General features: G+C 43.9%; 22 protein-coding genes and 1 tRNA gene. 6 read left to right on the forward strand and 17 right to left on the reverse strand.

The annotated features are described in order from the left end of the window. Positions 1-222: 222 nt before the first annotated feature. The 10 genes from VB118_05525 to VB118_05570 form a co-directional block, all read right to left on the reverse strand. Entirely contained in the window at positions 223-1,311 is a 1,089-nt protein-coding gene (locus tag VB118_05525; protein ID MEA4832061.1) for a dipeptide epimerase, read from the reverse strand. 26 nt (positions 1,312-1,337) lie between these two features. After that, positions 1,338-2,063, reverse strand: coding sequence for a serine hydrolase (locus VB118_05530; GenBank protein ID MEA4832062.1), 726 nt, complete (start codon positions 2,061-2,063; stop codon positions 1,338-1,340). A gap of 296 nt (positions 2,064-2,359) precedes the next feature. After that, positions 2,360-3,283: a hypothetical protein gene (locus VB118_05535; GenBank protein MEA4832063.1), complete on the reverse strand. Its 924-nt coding sequence runs from the start codon at positions 3,281-3,283 to the stop codon at positions 2,360-2,362. Between the two features lie 67 nt (positions 3,284-3,350). Then, complete coding sequence (locus VB118_05540) at positions 3,351-3,875, reverse strand: hypothetical protein (GenBank protein ID MEA4832064.1); 525 nt, start codon at positions 3,873-3,875, stop codon at positions 3,351-3,353. Between the two features lie 32 nt (positions 3,876-3,907). Further along, on the reverse strand, positions 3,908-4,228 hold the full coding sequence (locus tag VB118_05545; protein MEA4832065.1) for a hypothetical protein: 321 nt from the start codon (positions 4,226-4,228) through the stop codon (positions 3,908-3,910). Further along, positions 4,218-5,234: an oligopeptide/dipeptide ABC transporter ATP-binding protein gene (locus tag VB118_05550; protein ID MEA4832066.1), complete on the reverse strand. Its 1,017-nt coding sequence runs from the start codon at positions 5,232-5,234 to the stop codon at positions 4,218-4,220. The genes VB118_05545 and VB118_05550 overlap by 11 nt, the downstream gene beginning before the upstream one ends. Before the next feature lies 1 nt (position 5,235). Further along, positions 5,236-6,408, reverse strand: coding sequence for an ABC transporter ATP-binding protein (locus VB118_05555; GenBank protein ID MEA4832067.1), 1,173 nt, complete (start codon positions 6,406-6,408; stop codon positions 5,236-5,238). 9 nt (positions 6,409-6,417) lie between these two features. Next, complete coding sequence (locus VB118_05560; protein ID MEA4832068.1) at positions 6,418-8,223, reverse strand: ABC transporter permease; 1,806 nt, start codon at positions 8,221-8,223, stop codon at positions 6,418-6,420. Between the two features lie 17 nt (positions 8,224-8,240). Then, the gene (locus VB118_05565) at positions 8,241-9,227 is read right to left on the reverse strand and encodes an ABC transporter permease (GenBank protein ID MEA4832069.1); all 987 of its coding nucleotides are present in this window, start codon (positions 9,225-9,227) and stop codon (positions 8,241-8,243) included. Positions 9,228-9,307: 80 nt separating this feature from the next. After that, on the reverse strand, positions 9,308-11,785 hold the full coding sequence (locus VB118_05570; protein MEA4832070.1) for an ABC transporter substrate-binding protein: 2,478 nt from the start codon (positions 11,783-11,785) through the stop codon (positions 9,308-9,310). A gap of 589 nt (positions 11,786-12,374) precedes the next feature. Between VB118_05570 and rpsF the strand changes: the two genes are divergently transcribed. The 6 genes from rpsF (at position 12,375) to VB118_05600 (ending at position 14,695) form a co-directional block, all read left to right on the forward strand. Next, positions 12,375-12,671 (forward strand): 30S ribosomal protein S6, encoded by a 297-nt coding sequence (rpsF, locus tag VB118_05575; GenBank protein ID MEA4832071.1) that lies wholly within the window; start codon positions 12,375-12,377, stop codon positions 12,669-12,671. Between the two features lie 14 nt (positions 12,672-12,685). Continuing rightward, positions 12,686-13,123 (forward strand): single-stranded DNA-binding protein, encoded by a 438-nt coding sequence (locus VB118_05580; protein ID MEA4832072.1) that lies wholly within the window; start codon positions 12,686-12,688, stop codon positions 13,121-13,123. 35 nt (positions 13,124-13,158) lie between these two features. After that, positions 13,159-13,413 (forward strand): 30S ribosomal protein S18, encoded by a 255-nt coding sequence (gene rpsR, locus VB118_05585; GenBank protein ID MEA4832073.1) that lies wholly within the window; start codon positions 13,159-13,161, stop codon positions 13,411-13,413. A 42-nt stretch (positions 13,414-13,455) separates the two neighbouring features. Further along, positions 13,456-13,698: a preprotein translocase subunit SecG gene (gene secG / locus VB118_05590; GenBank protein ID MEA4832074.1), complete on the forward strand. Its 243-nt coding sequence runs from the start codon at positions 13,456-13,458 to the stop codon at positions 13,696-13,698. A gap of 121 nt (positions 13,699-13,819) precedes the next feature. Further along, positions 13,820-13,894, forward strand: a tRNA-Arg gene (locus tag VB118_05595). 87 nt (positions 13,895-13,981) lie between these two features. Continuing rightward, on the forward strand, positions 13,982-14,695 hold the full coding sequence (locus VB118_05600) for a Cthe_2314 family HEPN domain-containing protein (GenBank protein ID MEA4832075.1): 714 nt from the start codon (positions 13,982-13,984) through the stop codon (positions 14,693-14,695). 106 nt (positions 14,696-14,801) lie between these two features. On the opposite strand, the gene VB118_05605 is transcribed toward VB118_05600, so the two are convergent. The 7 genes from VB118_05605 to VB118_05635 form a co-directional block, all read right to left on the reverse strand. Then, positions 14,802-15,179 carry a zinc ribbon domain-containing protein gene (locus VB118_05605; protein ID MEA4832076.1) on the reverse strand — a complete coding sequence of 126 codons (378 nt, stop codon included), beginning with the start codon at positions 15,177-15,179 and terminating at the stop codon, positions 14,802-14,804. A 37-nt stretch (positions 15,180-15,216) separates the two neighbouring features. Further along, the gene (locus VB118_05610; GenBank protein MEA4832077.1) at positions 15,217-15,990 is read right to left on the reverse strand and encodes an alpha/beta fold hydrolase; all 774 of its coding nucleotides are present in this window, start codon (positions 15,988-15,990) and stop codon (positions 15,217-15,219) included. A 124-nt stretch (positions 15,991-16,114) separates the two neighbouring features. Then, positions 16,115-16,840, reverse strand: a complete 726-nt coding sequence (locus tag VB118_05615) for a hypothetical protein (protein ID MEA4832078.1) — start codon at positions 16,838-16,840, stop codon at positions 16,115-16,117. Positions 16,841-16,902: 62 nt separating this feature from the next. Beyond that, a complete protein-coding gene (gene lysS, locus VB118_05620; protein MEA4832079.1) occupies positions 16,903-18,420 on the reverse strand; it encodes a lysine--tRNA ligase in 1,518 nt (505 codons plus the stop codon). Positions 18,421-18,455: 35 nt separating this feature from the next. Next, positions 18,456-18,926 (reverse strand): transcription elongation factor GreA, encoded by a 471-nt coding sequence (gene greA / locus VB118_05625; GenBank protein ID MEA4832080.1) that lies wholly within the window; start codon positions 18,924-18,926, stop codon positions 18,456-18,458. Between the two features lie 65 nt (positions 18,927-18,991). Beyond that, positions 18,992-20,194, reverse strand: coding sequence for a S41 family peptidase (locus tag VB118_05630; GenBank protein MEA4832081.1), 1,203 nt, complete (start codon positions 20,192-20,194; stop codon positions 18,992-18,994). A 19-nt stretch (positions 20,195-20,213) separates the two neighbouring features. Next, positions 20,214-21,000: peptidoglycan DD-metalloendopeptidase family protein (locus VB118_05635; GenBank protein ID MEA4832082.1), on the reverse strand; the 787-nt coding region annotated here is incomplete at its 5' end.

Genomic DNA, 21,000 nt, shown 5'->3' on the forward strand with positions numbered 1-21,000 from the left:
CAAAATTAAAAGAGGCTGCCTTTATGTATTCAGGTTTGATTTATTATTAACTCGGTATTTAAATAACTACCGCTTAAAGAGAGAAAAGGCTCTGGTATATACACTTTTCTCTCCTATAAAACAAGGCTTATTTAATTGGTATTTTAATAACTCGGCAATTAAATAATTTTATATTGACTTTCCTTATACTTTGCGGATTTATTCCCGGTAAAACGGAGCAAATTATTTACGGTCATAATTGATTTCGACTCCAAGCCCGGGCGCGTCGGAAAGAATTATATTTCCTTTTTCAAATTTAACGCTGCTTGAAACAGGGTTTTCGCTTATAAGGAAAGGAGGATCGAGGTCGATTTTTGTGACGACATCCGCATTTGCGGCGGCAAGATGAGCGGCGGCGATCACTCCGACGGGATTTTCAAGCATACATCCCATCATACACCGAACTCCGTATTCACGGCAGATGGAGATAACCGAGGCTGCAGTGTTGAGCCCTCCGGTTTTCATCAGCTTAATATTTATCATATCTGCCGCGCCGCGCTTGATCACCTCTATCGCATCGGAAATGCCGAACACAGCCTCATCCGCGAGCACAGGAGTGAGCACACCCTTAGAAACCGTCTCCAAGCCCTCTATGTCAGCGGCTTTAACTGGCTGTTCAACAAGCTCAACGCCAAGATTGCGGCGTTCAGCTTCATTTATTATAAATATAGCCTCCTTCGGGCTCCATCCCTGATTGGCGTCTATCCTTAGGATAATCTTTTTTCCGACGGCTTCTCTGACCGCTTCAAGGCGGTATAGATCGGATCTTGGGTCACCGCCGAGCTTCAGCTTAAGTATATCAAAACCGCGTCCGATCGCGGTCACGCTGTCTGAAACCATTTTTTCGGGAGTGTCAAGTGAAATCGTTATATCTGTCTTCAGACTGACCGGCTTTGAAGCGCCGAAATATTTATAGAGAGGTATGCCCATTGTCTTTGTGTAGAGATCAAAATAAGCGATTTCACAGGCGGCTTTTGCGCTTGTATTCCGCTGGATACATGACTTTATCTTTACAAGTACGGCCGTCTTGTCGAAAAGATCCATTCCTATTATGGAAGGAAGTATAATATTAGTAAGCGAAAAAGTGATTGACGCGGATGTCTCGCCTGTTATTGCGGCAGTCGCGGCGGCTTCTCCGACTCCGTATTTTCCGTTGTCACCGAACAGCCTTACACATATGCCGTCGGTGGCAGAGGTGGCGCGCAGCGCTGTTTTAAAAGGAGTGATTAATTTCGCCGTGAGCGGCGTGACTTCATAATGAGTAATCTTCACAAAAAAATCTCCAGTATACATTGATATTATATAAATTTATATTCGGTCAGTGCGGCTTTGCCAAAAGAAGCAATTGCATCTAATGCCTTTTGAGGTTCATAAACATCGCTGATAAAAACTGAAAGAATGATAGTTCTTCCGTCCTTCGTAAATAATCCGCTGTCGTTTTCAACTCCGCCCTTTTTGGGCTCCGGGTCAAGTTCTCCGCCTTTGCCGGCAAAAAACAAGCCGGACGGGATCTTAGCCGGCAGTCCGTCAAGATGACGCTGTCGGCTGAGCAGGGATAGGAGTGCCTCCGACTTTTTCTTTCCGAAGCCACCGTTTACAACGATGTCCAAAAACCTCACGCAGTCTCGGGTTGAGGTGAAATTGTCAATACCTCTTGCGACCGCGTCAAAGTCGAGCATGATGCGCCTGAGTGACGTACCTGAAAAGCCGTGCGAAGCGATAATTGAATTTATATATTCGAATCCGTATTTTTTAATTAAAATATTTGTGGCATCATTGTCGCTTACGGTAATCATTTTTTCTAAAAGCCCGGAGGTGTATTCATCTATCTCAATTTTTTCTTCTTCAAAACGAGTCAATACCGCCAAAGCAATATACATTTTAATGACCGAAGCGGAACGGAACGGACGGTTTTCCCCCCAGTAAAATTCATTGTTTGTGTCTGCGCCGAAAACTTTTAACCCCGCGGACCAGCTGCCGACGGGATCAAACAAATTCGCAGCATATGATTTATCGAAAATCATTATAATTCCCCTTTCAAGCATTAGCGTGAAAAATCCCGGTCTTCCTCCGAGCATAACATATAAATAATTCTATCACATCGCGTTCTCACTTTCAATACCGCGGCGTGAATTTTCGGAAGCGAGAATAAGAGGGGCTCAGTATTTAAATAATTACCGCTCAAATAGAGAAAAGACTCTGGTATATGGGCTTTTCTCTTATAAAACAAAGTATAATTAAAAATACGGCGCCATACAAAGGCACCGTAAAAAATTGATATAAATGCTTTCCATTTTTAAGTAAGCAAGGATATTTTATCTTACTGCTTAGGCTCCATGCTTTTATTTGCCTCAATCCATTCATCGAGCGTTTCATAATTCCTATCTTTGCATTCACTTCTACGCCAGCTATCAAACAACGCGTCAAGATCAACTTTTTCAGAAAGCGTATAAGTTTTCTCCGCATTGAATTTAAGTTTATTATTTATCACTTCAGCAGAGCCATATTCGCTGTAGAATTCGTCTCGACCTGTGCAAATGTACAGAACACCGTAAACAAATTGATTCGCGTCGAACTTTTTCGCCATACGGAAATATTTCAGATGCCCGTCGTCATCGCGGTATAACGAGGTCGTGGTGTCTTCTTTCTGATCGTATGAAGTATGTATCTCACCCGTTCCGCCTTCCCAAAAAGCAAAGGTATCTCCGAAATTATAATATAGCTTCGATATGACCACAACGCCGTCGGCTTCAAATACAGCAAACTCAAAATTACCGTACATTTGAATCGGGTTTTCAAAATGCACGCTGCTGCCCTTTGCAACGATGTCTGAACAAAAAGCCGTGTTATCGTGAATGATGGCAGTTAAAACAGCTCTGTCCGCATCGGTAATACGCAGCTTCAGGCTTTTACCTTGATATGCGTCGTCCTCACTGATATCGTTTATATATTCACCAAGCTCAGACGCGGCAACATCAACCTCAATTAACGGTTCCTCCTCAGTCTTGGTATCAGTTATATATGTTTCTGATGTATCAGTTTCTGCCGCATCAGTTTCGGTGAAATACGTTTCGGGAATATATGTATCTGTACCGGACGCCGTATCATGATCGGAAGAAGCTTCCAATGCGGTTAATGATTGTGCGGTATCAAGTGTTTCATGCGGTTTATTAACCATGTCACATGAAGATATTATCGACAAGGATATAGCTAAAACAGAAATAATTAATATAGTGTGTTTCATTGTTTCCTCAAATCGGTATCGGTAATCCGCAAGGGCTCGGGAGACCGCAAGGGTCTCCCCTACGCGATCAATATCCTTCCGGAAGTCTGTTAACCGCTTCGTTGGTTCCGTATTTTGCGTCTTGAGTTACGAACTCCATCAATCTGCTCATCACCCGATATCTGCTCAGATAATAAACACGGCTTTTATTCCCAAGCTTTGTAATCAGGTAAACCTCGTCGTCACCGCCAGCTTCGGACTCGTTTGTTTTCGGGATAACCGTCAGCTTTGCCTCCGATGATAAATATACCTCAATCTTTTCGGCAGATTCATATCGCGGCGAAATGTAAAGTCTTTTGCGTTCCGTTATGGTGAAAAGAGAGCGCATTACCTCGGTATTCTGCCCGTTTAAATGAAATATACTTTCGGTTCCGCCGGCATCTCTGACAACCGAATAGCACGAGCTGTTTGTGATTGCATCGGCTGTATATGCAGTAAGCTCATTTTCATATGAGTAATAATCGTATCTGTCGGCAACAGCGAATATCACCGCGCCTATACATGCCGCCAAAAACACAAAAACGGAAGCTATCAGAATTTTACCCTTTATCATATTATTAATGACCTTTTTCCCTTACCGGAATTTTATACAAACCATATGTTTGTGCAGAACAATATTATCAGAAAGCCTATAAGTCCGAATATCAGCGCCACGACAAGCCCGGCGAGCATAGCGTTAAGCACCATTCCCACAGACTCCCGCCGTGTCATTTTTTCTGGCTCATTGGCAGAATCAGCTGCCTTTTCCGTTTCTACGGCAGAATGATCTTTCTTTTTTTTATACGCCTTGAGAAAACCGATGAAGTGCCGCGACGAATCCGGCATTCCATCAATATTCATATTCGCGATGACTCTCCCGTCATCATCCTCGTATTTATTATGCTTTTTTGACATATTATTTATCATATAAATGGCAGCTTACCGTGTGCCCGCCGCCGATATCTATTGTTTTTGGTTTTTCACATTTACATCTTTCGGTACAGTATCCGCATCTGGTGTGAAATTTGCATCCGGAAGGCGGCTTTACGGGCGAAGGGATCGAGCCTTCGAGAATTATGCGATTCATCTTTACGGTCGGATCCGGAACCGGAATCGCGCTGAACAACGCCTTTGTGTACGGATGCAGAGGATTTGAAAATATCTCATCCTTTGTACCGAATTCGACAAGATTGCCGAGATACATAACTCCGACAGTATCGGAAATATGCTCTACAACCGAAAGGTCGTGAGAAATGAACAAATATGTCAGCTTGAATTCATTCTGAAGATCCTTCAACAGGTTGATTATCTGGGCCTGTATCGAAACGTCCAGAGCTGAAACAGGCTCATCGCAAACAACAAAATCCGGATTAAGCGCAAGAGCGCGGGCAATACATATCCTCTGACGCTGTCCGCCGGAAAATTCATGAGGATATCTGTCCTTGTGATATGTCCTCAGTCCGCAAGCGTTCATTATTTTCGTAATGTACGAATCATACTCCGCTTCCGGCACGATTTTATGCTCTCTGACAGCTTCTCCGATTATTTCACCGACAGGAAGACGAGGCGACAGACTTGAATACGGATCCTGAAAGATGATTTGCATCTTCGGTCTGAGCTTTATCATTTCTTTTTTTGACAGATCATAAATCTCTCTGCCATCAAAAAGAACCTGTCCGTCGGTCTTCGGCGTCAGCCGCAGAATGGTGCGGCCGATCGTCGTTTTACCGCAGCCGGATTCGCCGACAAGCCCCATGGTCTGACCTCTTTTTATAGAAAAAGTAACGCCGTCGACCGCCTTCACATATGCGCAGATTTTTGACAACATACCGCCCTTGATCGGAAAATAAGTGCGCAGAGCATTTACTTCCAACAGATTTTCCGGATCATGCTTGATCGGTGTAAACACATTCTTAGCAAGAAGCTCAGCCATATTATTTATCCTCCTTTCCGTTTTCACCTGACGCGGCATCAAACAGGTAGCATGACACATAGTGCGTTTCGGTAATTTTTATTTCGGGAGGATATTTTCCGCAGCATTTTTCTCCGCATCTATTGCATCTGTCTTTAAAATAACAATAATCGGGCATATTTATCGGATTGGGAACCTTTCCAGGAATGCTGTAAAGCTTTTCAACGCGTTTGTTTACTACCGGCTTGCTCTCCATAAGACCGATCGTATACGGGTGGCGCGGGTCTTTGAAAACCTCCAATGCTGATCCTTTTTCCACGACCTTTCCGGCATACATGACAACGACAAAATCTGCCATTTCAGCAATGACTCCGAGGTCATGGGTGATCAGCATTATACTTGAATTAATCCTGTCCTTAAGCCCGCGTAAAAGATCAAGTATCTGCGCCTGAATTGTCACATCAAGCGCGGTCGTCGGCTCATCGGCAATAATAAGCTTTGGCGAGCATGAAAGCGCCATGGCGATCATGACTCTTTGGCGCATGCCGCCGGACAGCTCGTGAGGGTACATTTTATAAACACCCTCTGCGTTTGAGATGCCAACCATCTCCAGCATCTGTATTGAACGCGTTTTCACGTCCTCTCTGGACATGCCGTTATTGTGCAGAAGAATGACCTCGTCGAGCTGCATCCCTATACGGAATATCGGATTCAGGCTCGTCATAGGTTCCTGGAAGATCATTGATATTTTATTGCCGCGGATCGTCTGCATAAACTTAGTGGGAGCCTTTGCTATATCGTAGACTCCGTCGCCGCTGTCAAAACGGATCGCTCCGCTTACTATCTGACCCTGCGGCCGCTGAACCAGGTGCATCAGGGAAAGGCTTGTCACCGATTTGCCGCAGCCTGATTCCCCGACAATTCCGACAGTCTTTCCCTTCGGAACCTCAAAGGTAACCCCGTCAACAGCCTTAACAGTGCCTATATCAGTAAAGAAATATGTGTGAAGATCATCATATTCTACGACATTGTCCGGATTTTTCATCTCTGTGGTAAATTCAGATATATTATATTTTTTTCTGCTTCGCTTTTTTTCGAGTTCATTTGTTATTTTTCTGTTTTTTCTGGATATCGCGCGAACTTCCTTCGCGGAAAGGTAGTTTACGCTTTTTACTGTTTTTTTCTCGTTTGCCAAAACGCTCACCTACCTTTTCATTTTAGGATCAAAGGCGTCGCGAAGTCCGTCGCCGATAAAGTTGAATCCGAGCACCGTGATCAATATCAAAAAACCGGCCGGTATCCATACAAACCAATAATTGCCGAGAATATAAGGATCGTTGACGGCATTTATTATATTGCCCCACGAAGCGTAGGGGTATTTAACGCCGAGATTTAAAAAGCTCAGTGTCGCTTCGGTAAGAATAACGCCGCCGAGACCCATTGTAGCGTATACGATAAGCTGAGGAATGACGTTTGGGACAAGATGCTTGAATATTCTTCTCGTTACGGAAAGGCCGGTCGCCTCTGTCGCGGTCATAAATTCCTGCTCGCGTAAAGAAAGAATCTGTCCTCTTACGACTCTTGCGATCCCTGTCCACCCTGTTATTCCGAGAATAACCATTAAAAGAGCGATTCGTGTCCCGTTTGTTATCTGAAGCGTACTTAAAAAAGCGCTCAGTATTATGTAAAGCGGCAGCGTAGGGATGCAGTTCATGGTATCAACTAAACGCATGAATACTGTATCGATCCAGCCGCCGAAATACCCGGACAGACCGCCGATGATCACGCCCATGAAAACCTCAATGAAAATCACTATGAAGCCGATTACAAGAGAAACGCGTCCGCCGTACATAAGCCTGACTAGCATATCCATCCCGTTTCCGTCTGTTCCGACCGGATGCATTGCGGACGGAAATGCATACGAATCAAGCAGATCGGTGACACGTTCGGTTTTTATTGAGTATTCCATTTCTTTGCGTGTGATCGAATATACCGCCCGGGCACCGTCCGCATCTGTAAATGAAAATTCCTTCAGATCGGCGGCAATCGCTTTGTATACTTCCGTTTTGTATTCCAGTGACAGAAATATATCCTGTGAATATGGGGTCACAATGAATTTTGATATGCGTGCGAATGGCTTGCCATTAAGACTCAAATTATAAGCGTCAAAGTCATTATCGTGCTGTATTGAATATTCTTTTCCGTCAAGCCCGAATGAAGAGACGCCTTCAGTAAGCGCTTTAATCGTGTTGTATTGAAGCTCGTATGAATTTACTGACAATGGATCAGCAAATGAAATTACGGATTTGGATAATATGACAGCTCCTTCATAAGTAAATACAAAGCTTTCGCGTTTTGCGGTTTTAAGCAAATACTCCGTTCCGTCATACACCATTGATGTCTTCTTATCGGATACAGCTTTTTCATACGCTTCTTTGAATCGGTCATCTACAACGATTTTTGTATCAGCGGCCGGTTCAAACTCGTTCTTGCCGGCAATGGTATTGACGGTCACCTCTGTTTTCAGGCGGAGAAGATTATATGAATCCTCTCCGAGCTTTTCTATTTTGAAGGTGACTGTTTTGGATTTAATCTGGGTATTAAATATTTCATTTTTCGCTTCAATTGCTTTTGCGAGATCAACACGGTTTATACTTCCGAAGCTTTCGCTTTCAATTCCTTTTTTAGCGATCCAGTAAAGCGTATTATTAAATGTCGCTCCGGCATAATTCGCGACAGCCTTTTCTTTTTTAAAAAATTGCTCGGCCTCTCCATAAGGATTTACTATGCCTCCAATAAAAGCGAATGTGAACATTATTATAATAATTATCAGTCCAAGCACAGCAAGGCGGTTGCGGATGAATCGCTTTGCCACAAGCATTCCCGGAGAGAGGAGCTTTACTCGCTGTTCGTCGTCAAGAGAAGACGATTCGCTTATATGTCCCGATTCGTCATTAATATCATCGTTTGTTTTATTTTCGCCATTTTTATTTCGGTCATTTTTCAGCATTTTGTGCTTCCCTCCTCTCAGTTTACTCTGACACGCGGATCAACAACAGCATACAGAATATCCGCCATCAGTGTGCCGACCAGCGTCAATACTGCCAGAAACAGCAGATAGAACATTGAGAACGGTATGTCTCCCTGCACCATCGCGTTGTACGCCGTATATCCGATACCAGGAATGGCAAACAGCTGCTCTGTTATAAGCGCACCGCTGAAAAGCCCGGGAAGCGTGCCGCCGACTATGGTTATAATGGGAATAAGCGTGTTCCTGAAGGCATGCTTGTTTATGACAGTTTTTTCAGGCAGCCCTTTCGCGCGCGCTGTTCTTATATAGTCGGAGTTAAGCACCTCAAGCATATTCGTCCTCGTATAACGCATTAAAAACCCTATGCTCACAATTGTAAGGGTGGCGACGGGGAGGATAAAATGCTGTACCACATCCCAAAATTTTCCGATATCGCTGAGCTGATCGTAAAAGCGCCCGACTTTTCCCACCGGGTCGACCCAGTTGAGCTTTATTGCAAATATAAGCTTCAAAAGCGTCGCAAAGAAAAACGATGGCAGAGATATCCCGATAAGCGCAAAAACAGTCACTGCGTAATCGGTTCTGCTGTATTGCCTGCGTGCGGCGAGAATTCCGAGCGGAATGGCAATGACCAACTCAAGGAGCAAGGAAACAAACGAAAGCCAGAATGAATCCCATATTACTTCCTTGAATTTCTGGACAACGGGAACATTATATACCCAGGAATCTCCGAAATCACCCTTTATTATCTCTCCCAGCCACCCGAAATAGCCCGGGATGACATCACTGTCAAGATGATAAACGGCCTGAAGCTGACTTAATATTTCGGTAAAGCTTTTTGCTCCCGGAAGCGCGGAGCGCTCGCGAGCAACACGTTCTACATATGACGTTGGGAGACTGCGCATTATCGCGTATATTATGATAGAAACCAGAAACAATATCAAAACGCACAAAAGCAGCCTTTTGATTAAAAATTTTCGCATAAAGACTTCCTTACCTGACTATTTCAAAGAAAGCCCGCCTATCATAAGGCAGGCTTTCTTTAGAAATTGTGTTATTTTGATTATTCGGCAGTATTTACAGGTGTTTCTGTTTCCACGACTTCAAGCAGCTCTATATCATGCATCCAGCCCCAGTATGTCGTGATATCCGGAGTCAAGGTATCAATTTTAACTCTGTTTGTCGAGAATATTATTACGTTCTGTCTCTGATAAGACGGAATTTCAACAGCCCAGTCAATTATTATATCAAGGCATGCCTTGTATATAGTTTTTCTTTGCGACTGATCGGCAGATTTGCGCGCATCGACAATGTATTCGTCAAGCTTTGCGTCGTCGATGTGGTAATGGTTGGAATCAGAGCCGTTTCTGCCTATTATTCCCGAGCTGTGATAGATCTGATACATATCGGGATCGATCGTGGCGCTCCATGCGGCAGTCCAGATTTCCTGGGTTCCAGCGTCAATCCTGTCCCAGAGAACCGTGGAATCGGTCAGATCGTTGACTGTCAGAGTAATGCCTATCGTTTTAAGGGCATTGGAAGCGTTGGACAAAATTTGGAAGTTAGGATGATCGCCCACTCCGTCTCCCGGGACAAGAGCTTCATATGTGAGCTTCGCGCCGGCGGGAGCTGCGGTAAATGTCTTTGTGGATTCGCTGTAGGTAAAGCCGGCTGCCTTAAGGAAGCCGACCGCCGCGTTTAAAGCAGCTTCATATTTTGCGTTGGCATCCATATCGGAGGTATAAATCGGTTTGCCGTCTACATCCTTGGAGAACGCCACTTCGTAATCGGCATCTGATTTCTGCGGAGCAGCCCACGAAGTGTTGGATATCGGGTAATTGATTACCGCGGCGGCATCGCCGTAATAGCTGTTGATGGATACATCACGGTATACCGCGAAAAGTGTTGCGAACGCGCGTCTCAGGTTCTTGGAGGCATCGGAAGCGGGATCGGTGCCGACAAGAACGGTAGAAGCGTTTATTCCCATATAGCCGTAGCCGAGATTGTCCACGGAGTTTGTTGTGATAATGTCACCGGTTAGCTCCTTATTGGAGTTTGTGTCTCTGATAGCCTGGAATTTGACCTTGCTGCCGGACGGATTCGATACATCGGCGGCGCCTGTCTGCAAAGCGGTTATCTTATCGGCTTCGCCTACTTCCTTGAATTGAATATAATGAATCTTCGGGCAGCCCTTGTAATAATTTTCGTTCGCTTCGAAATACACTACTTTGTTTTCGTATTTTACAAATTTATAAGCGCCGGCGCCCATAGGGCTGTTGGTTTTGGCCTTGACTATATCAAGATTGCCAAATTCATGACCGAATTTGTTTGCCTTGTAATCATATAGGGCTTCGTTTCCGTAATAATGAAGCGGAGCGATTGATATTCCGAATATCGAATAAATCGCAGGAGCCTCATAACCGTTGGTCGTAACTTCGACTGTGCGCTGGTCGATTTTCTTTATTCCGGAAATGCTGGGCACGCCCGTGCCGCCCATTGCTTCGTCTTTTGAGCCGAATTTAAGGATGAATTTGTTGTATGTCGGGCCGACAACGTCGGTTGCATCTCCGGAATATTGCTCTGTCGCCCAATATTCTTCCGGATTGCCGTTGTATGCGCCGTATGCCACTGCATATAAATCATCTATTGTCGGGTATTGATTGTTTTTAAGATCATATGTCTTTCCGCCCGCGGTGATTTTTCCGGTGGCTTTTTTGTCACTGTCTTTTTCCGCAGTAGCAAATCCCCACATAACCATTCCAAACGGAATCTGAAGCTTTTCGTTTGCGATGATTTCATCACTTGTGAAGCCGAGTTCTCCTTCAGCATAAGAAGCGGCGTATTTACCGACGCAGTAGTTTACTATTCCCTGAAGGTCTTCTTTCCAGGATTCAGCGATCAGATCCCAGTATCCTGTTTGCTGTTCTTCTGTCCATTCGTCGGAAGATGCCCATTTGTGATCCTTGCCGGCGGCGTAGATTTTTTCAGCGATGGTATGATATTTGTCATAAACCGCGCTCGTGGTCTGAGTCTGATAATCGTTTAACCCGATTATATTATAGGAGCCGAGAGTGGTTGATCCGACATAGGACGGATCGAGAAATACGTAATATGTGAATATTACATCATCGGCGTCAAATTCTTGACCGTCGGAGAATTTCACGCCGCTCTTAATCTTTGCGCGGTATGTGGTCGTGTTTTTCTTTTCGTCAATGCTAACCTTTATATCGGCAATGCCTTTATAATTATAGGCAGTGCCGTTGTATTTGACGGTTTGACCGCCAATGGCGTTGTATACTATGCCTCCTGATCTGTCAGTTGTCAAAAGCTGCAGCTGAGTCATGTCTACAACATCCTGATCATATGCGGAATCCGCGAAAAACGGGCTGAATTTTGCGGAAAATGGGTCATATGCGACAACAAGGGGAGTTTCGAGTGTCGGAGCGGTCGGTCCCTTGGTTCCGCCGCATGCCGCGAAGGAACAAAAGCACATTGACAAAACTAAAATGAACGTTATAATGCGTCTTGGGGTTGCTTTCATAGTTGTCCTCCATTAGTCAAATTTCCGCGTTTTTATCAAATTCGCGGATTATTATAGGTATATGGAAATATTTTAATGCCAAATGTTGATTTTGTCAATATTAATTTATATTTTATTCCCCTATTATACATACTTTGCTCACAATTATCTGTTTTATATTATTATTTTATGCGTATTTTCAACTGCTTATTACATTTTAAACAATCGATATGCATAAATACATGCTTATTTGAATATTTATTTTTCTTCTCACATTTATTTTCTCTGTAATTTCCATTTCGAGAATACACTTTTCGAATTCATGCTTAGAATTTCTTTCTAGCTCTTATTCCTATCGCAGCTTTTTCTTATACTAACCTCCATTTCAACTTATACAATGGAATTATATCTTGTAAATTTGCGTAAAATATTTGCAAAATTCATAATATTTTTTTCTTTGCTATTGACAAAGCATACGTTCTTGTTTATAATATTATGGTATATGGCGGTTAAATACCGCTCTTCTTGCTTCGCGCCTGACGGATTTATTCGATAACGGTAATGCGGCGCCGCGCGAGGCCTTATGTCCAAAAGGAGGTGTAATAGTAACATGGAAAAACTGCAATCCAAATACGAAACCGTTTTTATTGTAAATCCCGAGCTTGGCGATGAAGCCGTCACTACAATATGTGACAAGTTCAAAGCTTTGATCGCTGCCAACGGAACGATTGACGACGTAGCCGATTGGGGAAAGAGAAGACTCGCATATCCGATAAACGATGTTTTAGACGGATATTATATGGTCATCAAATTTACCTGCGGTCATGATTTTCCCGCGGAACTCGACAGAATTTTCAAGATTACCGACGGTATGCTCCGTTCTGTAATCGTAAAAGAAGAAGAATAATTCAGGAGGATGTCATGGCAGCTTTTAACAAGGTCATTTTAATAGGAAATCTTGTAAGCGATCCCGAATTGAAGCAGACAAACAGCGGTATTCCCGTTACCTCTTTTTCAATCGCGGTAAGCAGACGCTTTGCAAAACAGGGTGATCCGGTACAGGCTGACTTTATAAACATCGTTGCCTGGCGTTCCACCGCGGAATTTATCACAAAGTACTTCACAAAAGGCAAATCGATTCTCGTCTGCGGTTCGCTTCAATCCCGCACCTGGACGGATCAAAGCGGTCAGAAGCGATATTCCACCGAGGTCGTTGCCGAAGAAGTCTCCTTTGTCGAGAAAAAAGCGGACAACGCTGCGGGCGGCGCGATAAATAATTCCGCGCCCTCTCCGTACAGCTCAAGTCCCAAGGACGTCGCCTTTGAGGAAATGTCCACCGACGACGATCTTCCCTTTTGACATTTCCATTTCATTTATAACAAGGAGGTTTTAACATGGATAAGGAAGCTCCAAGATCATCGGGCTACAGGCCGATGAACAGAAGAAAAAAGAAAGTCTGCGCTTTCTGCGCCGATAAGATAGAACATATCGACTACAAGGATGCCAATAAGCTTCGTAAATTTGTTTCCGAACGCTCCAAGATCCTTCCCAGAAGGATTACCGGCACCTGCGCAAAGCATCAGAGACAGCTCACCACCGCAATCAAGCGCGCGCGCCAGATTGCCATTCTGCCCTATATCAGCGACTGATTCAGAGACCGATAAAAATACAAGGAGGCAAAAATATAACAAATGGGAACATTTATAACTGTCCTTAGTTGTTTTCTCATATTCTTTGCCGTTTGTTTGATCGTGCTTATATTGCTTCAATCCGATAAAAGCGGCGGTATGTCAAACGCCATCGGCGGCGGCGCTGCCGAAACATTTTACGGAAAAAGCAAAGGCCGGGCGAAGGACGCGCTGCTCTCAAAGCTCACCACGATCATTTCTATAGTGTTCGTCGTGATAATTGCGGCAATTTACGTTCTGCAATAATCGTCTGATTCCTGTCACGTATTCAATGAACCGCAAATAAAAACCGCCCCTTCGGGCGGTTTTTTGGCTTTTTATATTGACAAATACCCGCTCTGCTGTTAAAATAGAGCGGTGTCCTTATGCCCCCGTAGTAAAGTGGATATTACAAGTCCCTCCTAAGGACTAGTCGTGAGTTCGATTCTCGCCGGGGGTGCCATAGTTTTTAGAAAAAATCAATTGCAAAACAATTGATTTTTTTCTTTTTTGTGCTATAATTTGACATATGGGAGATGGTAAATTAATCATGAAAAAAGACTGCATGTACCTTGAAAAATTAATTGAGTCTATAATATACACTCCAAACGCTTTTAAAATAAATTTGGGAAATGGAAAATCCATTCTATCAATTGTTAGCAATGATAAAGGCATAAATGAATATTTTGCTATATCAGCGATATACGATACTATTATTGACATAGATCGTATAATCAAATACGCATTTGCAGAAACAACAAAATATAACTTACCAGAAACACTAGATGAATACAATCCACTATCTAAGCCAAGTGAGATGGATATAATAGCTTTATACCATATTGAAAATATTGTATTTCGAATTAGTGTTTTATGGGATTTGTTGGCACAGATATGTAATATAATTTTTCATACAGATCAAAAACCTGAAAAAATTTATTATAATAAGTATTTTAGATATTATGAAAATTCTTTTAATATAGCAAAAGATATTATATCATATTTTGATGAAGAAGATAATAATACAGATAAGAATCCTTGGCTCGGTAATCATGCATTTCTTAATGAATACAGGAATCAAATGACACATCGTATCTCACCGAGTATTACTACAATATCCACTTTTGGTTCAATACTTAGACCACCTGCGATGTATATACTACATCGTTCTATAGAAGATTATTATGTTGTATCATCCTATCTATGTCGGGTATTAAACGATTATACGACCACAAATACAGACTGGCCGTCTATAAAATTATAGATTTGAAATGTTTGTTAGCCATTATACTAATATATAACGTTTAATCTCCCACAAAACCCCGCCGCAAACAAATTCTCCTCTTGTTTGCGGCGGGCGCGTTTTTATATCAAAACTTCCTCCCGCATTTCGGGCAGAACGAAAAGTTATCATCAGACTCAAATCCGCAGTCGGGACAACTCCAAACTCCGGATTGAAATCCAGGACGCGTGAAATTCAGTGACGAAATATCTATTGAATCTAGATTCTTCCTTTTCCTCTCAATATCACGCCCTTGCTCTGTGTCCAGCTCGCACACCGCTCCGCAGCATGAAAGCCGCGCGAAATAATGCCTGTTCCACTTGAAAATCGGGATGAAAAAAAGCATGAAATAAGTATATTCAACCCATAAATTCAGATGCCCGAACGCCCCGCACACGGGGCAAACTACATTCCGGTCAGAATTAAGCTGTTTTCTCGCCTGATCTATGCCGAATATCAAAAACATAAACGCTTCCCTTCTCCCTTTCTTTTATGTGTATGCTTTAAAAACATCTCTCACCGAAAAATTCGCACGCAACACGGAAAAACTCATCCGGATTAGTTATAATGGCGGGATGCCCACCATGCTCAAACACATGCATTTTACCGTGCCCGGCTTTTTGAATCAGCCCAGCATAGATCTTATCATAAAAATCCGCCGCAATCGGAGCGGTGTATTCGTCCTCACGGCTCCCTGTCATGAGAATGTCTGTTTTCAGCATTGAAAACGGCTTGTGAAAAAATTTACCGATGGTTTTTGCGTGCGCGGTCACGGCGTGCGTGTCGTTATCCACGACGTTTTCCCATCCTTCACCGTGCATGCTGATATAAAATTCCCTTGCTCCGGGATTGGCTTTAGACGCTTCTCGATCACATTCCACGGTCTCGACAAAGGATGGCATCGGCGTTTCGCCCTCAAAGCTGTCCGCGATGACCTTAATAAACAGCTCCGGCGCCTCAAGCGCTGCGTTTACGGCAGCCAGCGCGCCGCCGCTGCTTCCTATCATATATGTTTTACCTATGTTTTTCTGCTTTATAAACTCAACGACCTGCATTCCCTCGTCATACCACAGATCATCGGGAAAGCTCTTTATTCTGTCCGAACGACCGTGGCCGAGAAAATCGATCAGGATTACTCTGTATTTTTTTGTGAAAAGTTCATATACTCCGTCGAAAATTCTGGATGACGCGGTATTGCCGTGAAGCATCAGAAGAGGATCGCCTTCTCCGTGCTCCTCATACCAGCAGGCGTGATTATTGTAATTATAATATGGCATTATCATACCGTCTTTCTATTATTCTTATCATAAGTTTCTTGCCGCGTACTTTTTATAACCAAATCGGCGCCGCTGCAATCGTCAATGCAGCGGCGCCACGCTTTTATCGCGATTTATGCCGATCTTATTTCCCGGTTATAGTTTCGGTCTGTAAACCGGTATCTGTTTCAGTTTGCGTTCCGGTTTGTGCCGATGTTTCAGGAAGCTTGAACGAAATTATATCCTTGTATGCTTTCAGAGCGTTCTGATATCTTTCCTCCGCTTCGTTTTCGCTTATGCCGATTGTCTGCTTTGAGCGCAAGCATATGATTGTGTCTGCGGGAAGCTGATCAAATCCGGGAAGCTTGTATATGTCGAGATTGCCCAGCATATACGAATACGCGTCATACGAGTCCGCAGGAGCCGCGTCCATAAATTCCACAAACGGAACAAGAAGATCATCATCAAGAAGATCGTCGTAATACGTGCTTTCAAGTAGATATATCTGAGCGTCGCCGGCAAGCAGCTGCTGACGGTACATCTCAAATGTATTCATTTGATTGTCGAAAAGAACATCTCCATTACTGTCTGTATAAATCGAGTATTCTATATAGTTGACATTTATCGAGCCATCGCCGTTGTAATCGTGAAGGACATCCCTGCAGGAGGTCTTAAGGTCATCGAGATGCTGATAGCTTACCGATGCCGGCCCGGCATACATAAAAGTCACGTCGGCGTCCTTTTTTATCGCCATCTGCACAGAGCAAACCACGATGAAAACCACCACGAAAATCCCGGCAACAGTCACCCATTTGTAATGGTACCAATAGTTTTCAACCTTTTGTCGGAAGGTCATTTTATTGACATTCAAAGCTGCACCTCTTTCCTTTCGCATACGTTACGCTGTGTATTGTTTGCTTGGATTTAATAAAATTAAAGCTCCGGCTTCATCGTCGGGAACAAAAGCACATCTCTTATCGACTGTGAATCGGTAAGCAGCATGACAAGACGGTCTATGCCGATGCCCAGTCCGCCCGTAGGCGGCATGCCGTATTCGAGAGCTGTCAAAAAGTCCTCGTCTATATCGCAGGCCTCTTCGTCTCCGGCGGCCTTTGCGGCAGCCTGAGCCTCAAATCGGCCGCGCTGATCAATAGGATCGTTCAATTCCGAAAAGGCGTTTGCAAATTCGCTTCCGAGAATGAAAAGCTCGAACCTTTCCGTATGCGACGGATCGGAAGGCATGCGCTTAGCAAGAGGAGATATTTCAACCGGATGACCTGTGAGAAATGTGGGCTGTATAAGCTTTTCTTCAACATATTCCTCAAAGAAAAGGTTTAGGATATCGCCGACGAGATGACGCTCTTCGTATTTGATGTCATGAGCCTTCGCGGCGGCGCGGGCTTCTTCGACCGTGGTTATCTTCGTAAAGTCGACGCCGGCGTATTTAAGTACGGCATCGCTCATCGTGATGCGTTCAAACGGCTTTTCGAGATCAATCTCCACGCCGTTGAATTCGATGACGGTCTTGCCGCAGACCGCTCTCGCGACGCTTCGGAAAAGTGATTCGGTTATTTCCATCATACCGTTGTAATCCGTGAACGCCTGGTAAAGCTCAAGCAGCGTGAATTCGGGATTGTGGCGTGTGTCCATTCCCTCGTTGCGGAACACCCTGCTGATTTCGTATACTCTGTCAAAGCCCCCGACAATAAGACGCTTTAAATAAAGCTCAAGGGCTATACGCAGATACAGATCAATATTAAGCGCGTTGTGATGCGTAATAAACGGACGAGCCGCGGCTCCTCCTGCAATGTTGTGCAATACCGGAGTTTCGACTTCCATGAAATTTCTGCCGTTCAGAAAGCTTCTTATCTCGGTAATTATACGCGAACGCTTTACGAATACATCCCGAACTTCCGGATTGACGATGAGATCGACATATCTCTGACGGTAACGCAAATCCTGATCCTTTAATCCGTGCCATTTTTCAGGAAGCGGAAGAAGCGACTTTGAAAGCAGCGTGATTTTTTCGCAATGGATCGAAATTTCACCTCTGCGGGTGCGGAATACCTTTCCGAACAGCCCTATAATATCTCCGATATCCCATTTTTTATATGCGGCGAACGTATCTTCCCCGACATCGTCTATTCTGACATACACCTGTATGCGTCCCTTTGAATCGGATATATCAATGAAGTTCGCTTTACCCATGTCACGGCGCGACATAAGGCGTCCGGCAACGGACACCTCACGGCCTTCGTATTCATCAAAATTGTTTTTTATATCCGCGGTATAAGCCGTGACGTCAAAACGTGTAATGAGATAAGGATCATTTCCCGCATTCTTAAGCTCCGAAAGCTTTTCTCTGCGGATACGGAGAAGCTCGTTCAGCTGTTGTGCCTCTTCTGCTTCTGACAGTTCCTCTGCGGGATTGTAAATTTGTTCTTCGGTCATCTTTATGTCTTTGCCTTTCTAAAATTCCGGTTATATCAAAGTATGGCGAGAAGTTCGATCTTAATTACGCCGCCGGGCGTGATGACCTCGATAAGGTCGCCGGGCTTTTTGTTTAATAGTGCCTTGCCGATTGGTGATTCATCGCTGATGAGCGAATTTGACGGATCGGCTTCTGTGGAACCGACTATTTGATATGATGCCTCTTCTTCAAGCTCGGTATCGAATATTTTAACTTTTGAACCGACGGAAACCACCGAGGAAGTCGCGTTGGCGGATATTATTTTTACATTGTCGAGCATTTTTTCGATTTCGGCAATGCGCTTTTCAACCTCTCCCTGCTCGTTCTTCGCTTCATCATATTCACTGTTTTCGGAAAGGTCTCCGAACGAAGTCGCCTGTTTTATAGCCGCGGCAACCTCCTGGCGCCGCGTGATTTTAAGGTATTCAAGCTCGTTCTTGAGCTGATTAAGACCTTCTTCCGTAACAAAGGTATATTTTGTTTGCATATTATCCACTCCTGATATAATTGTTAATAATTTAATTGCAGATATTTCATACTGAACTTTCTTCGCTATTTTTTAGCAATAGCGGTTTCCAGATAATTTCTTGCCGCCACAAGCTGATCATCCTCATCCTCATTTAGAAAATAAAACCTTGACAGCTTTTCATCCGACAGCTCAACTGTTTCATCCGGTGTTACGCCCTTACCTTCAAAATTTTCAGAAAAAGGCGGGCAATAAAGCTGTGAAGAAATAATAAGCGCTGAAAGATCAGGCAGCTTATATACAGATTGAACAGTCCCCTTGCCATAAGTTGTTGTTCCGAATGAGCGTGCCTTTTTATAATCCTTGAGCGCCGCGGTAAACAGCTCCGAAGCAGAAGCCGATGATGAGTTTGTTATCACCGCCATAGGCAGCTTAATCTCGTTGGCATCGCTGTCTCTGCCATCCTCCGTGCCGTCCTTTTTATATGTGCGCACAATCGGTCCCTCCGGAAGAAGGTAATCGAGAATATCGCATACGGCGTTATAATCTCCGCCAGGATTATTTCTTACATCAAACAAAAGCGCCTTCGCGCCGGAGGATATAAGCGAATCGACGGCTGTTTTAAATAGCTCGGCGGCGTTAAGATCGAATTGCGTTATCGCAATATATCCTATGCTGTCGGATATCATCTTATACGAAACACTGTCACGATGCACTGAAGCTCTTTCAACCGTAAAGGCATATTCCTTTTCATCGCGCATGACCGAAATCGTGACAGCAGTGCCCGCGTTGCCTTTAATCTTGTTGGCGGCCGAATAAAGCCCGATATCGGAAACATATTCGTCTCCGACTTTATACAGCATGTCTCCTATTTTTATACCTGCCTTATCAGCAGGCGAGTCTTTTACGACATCGTAAACATAAATCTCGCCGGTAATCTTGTTATAAGAAACATTTATTCCTATTCCACAGACCTCGCCGTTGAAGCTTGCCGTATATTCCGCATATTCCTCTTTGGTAAGATAGCTTGAATATTTGTCGTTAAGCCCGGCGATGTATCCTTTGATTATCATGTCGGACAGCTTGGTTTCGTCAATATCCTTGACATACAGTTCCCGAACAATTTCATCAACATTCGCGAGCTTTTGAAAATCGGATCTTGCATTGTTTATCTCGGTGATTTTATCATCATATGAGCGGCCGACATATACATATGTCAGCTGGAAGGTTATCGCCGCGCCGATTAACATCAAAGCAATCGAGGCTCCGATTGATATTTTACGTTTCATCTGTTAATTCTCTTCATTATTATTTCACCGGATATTTGTATGGTATTTTTACGTAGTCGCCGGGAAATACGGGCGAACCGTTCAGCATTACTGTAAAATGGAGATGGTTTCCGGTCGACCTTCCAGTGCTGCCGACATAACCGATCAGATCGCCTTTTTTTACGGTTGTTCCGCTTTTAACTTTAATTACGGAAAGATGCGCGTAAAGCGTCGAAATCCCGCTGCCGTGATCTATAATGACGCAGTTTCCGTATGTACCTTTTGGAGCGGCGTAGATTACTTTCCCACTGTTCGCGGCGTAAACCGGAGGCGAAGCGCCGTTTGTCCCGATATCTATTCCGTTATGAAAGCTCTCCGTTTCGCCGGTGACAGGGTGAGTGCGGTATCCGTAATTGCTGGTTATGTAATTCGAGCCGTCCGACACAATCTGAAGCGGCCAGCGCATATCACCTTCATATTTTGCTTTTTCATCAATCTGTTTTTGCAGAAGCGTCATCAGATCTTTAAGATCCTTGGCTTCCTGTGCATCCTGATCGGCGAGCTGTTTATAATACTCTTCCTGGTATTTTAAATTATTTATAAGTGTATTTACATCAGATATCTTTTGGTCAAGTTCGATCTTTTTATTTTCCGATTGTTTCAATATCTCATTACAACGCTGTACGGCCACCTCGCGCTCCGCCTTTTTGTTTTCGAGCAGCGTCTTATCATCGGCAAGCTTTTGAATGAGTTTTTTATCATATTCCAAAAAATCGTTCGTAAGCTCCACACGGGAGAGAAAATCGGAAAAATCAGCGCTGCTTAAT

This window comes from Oscillospiraceae bacterium (assembly GCA_034925865.1).
In the GTDB taxonomy this organism is placed as follows: domain Bacteria; phylum Bacillota; class Clostridia; order Oscillospirales; family SIG627; genus SIG704.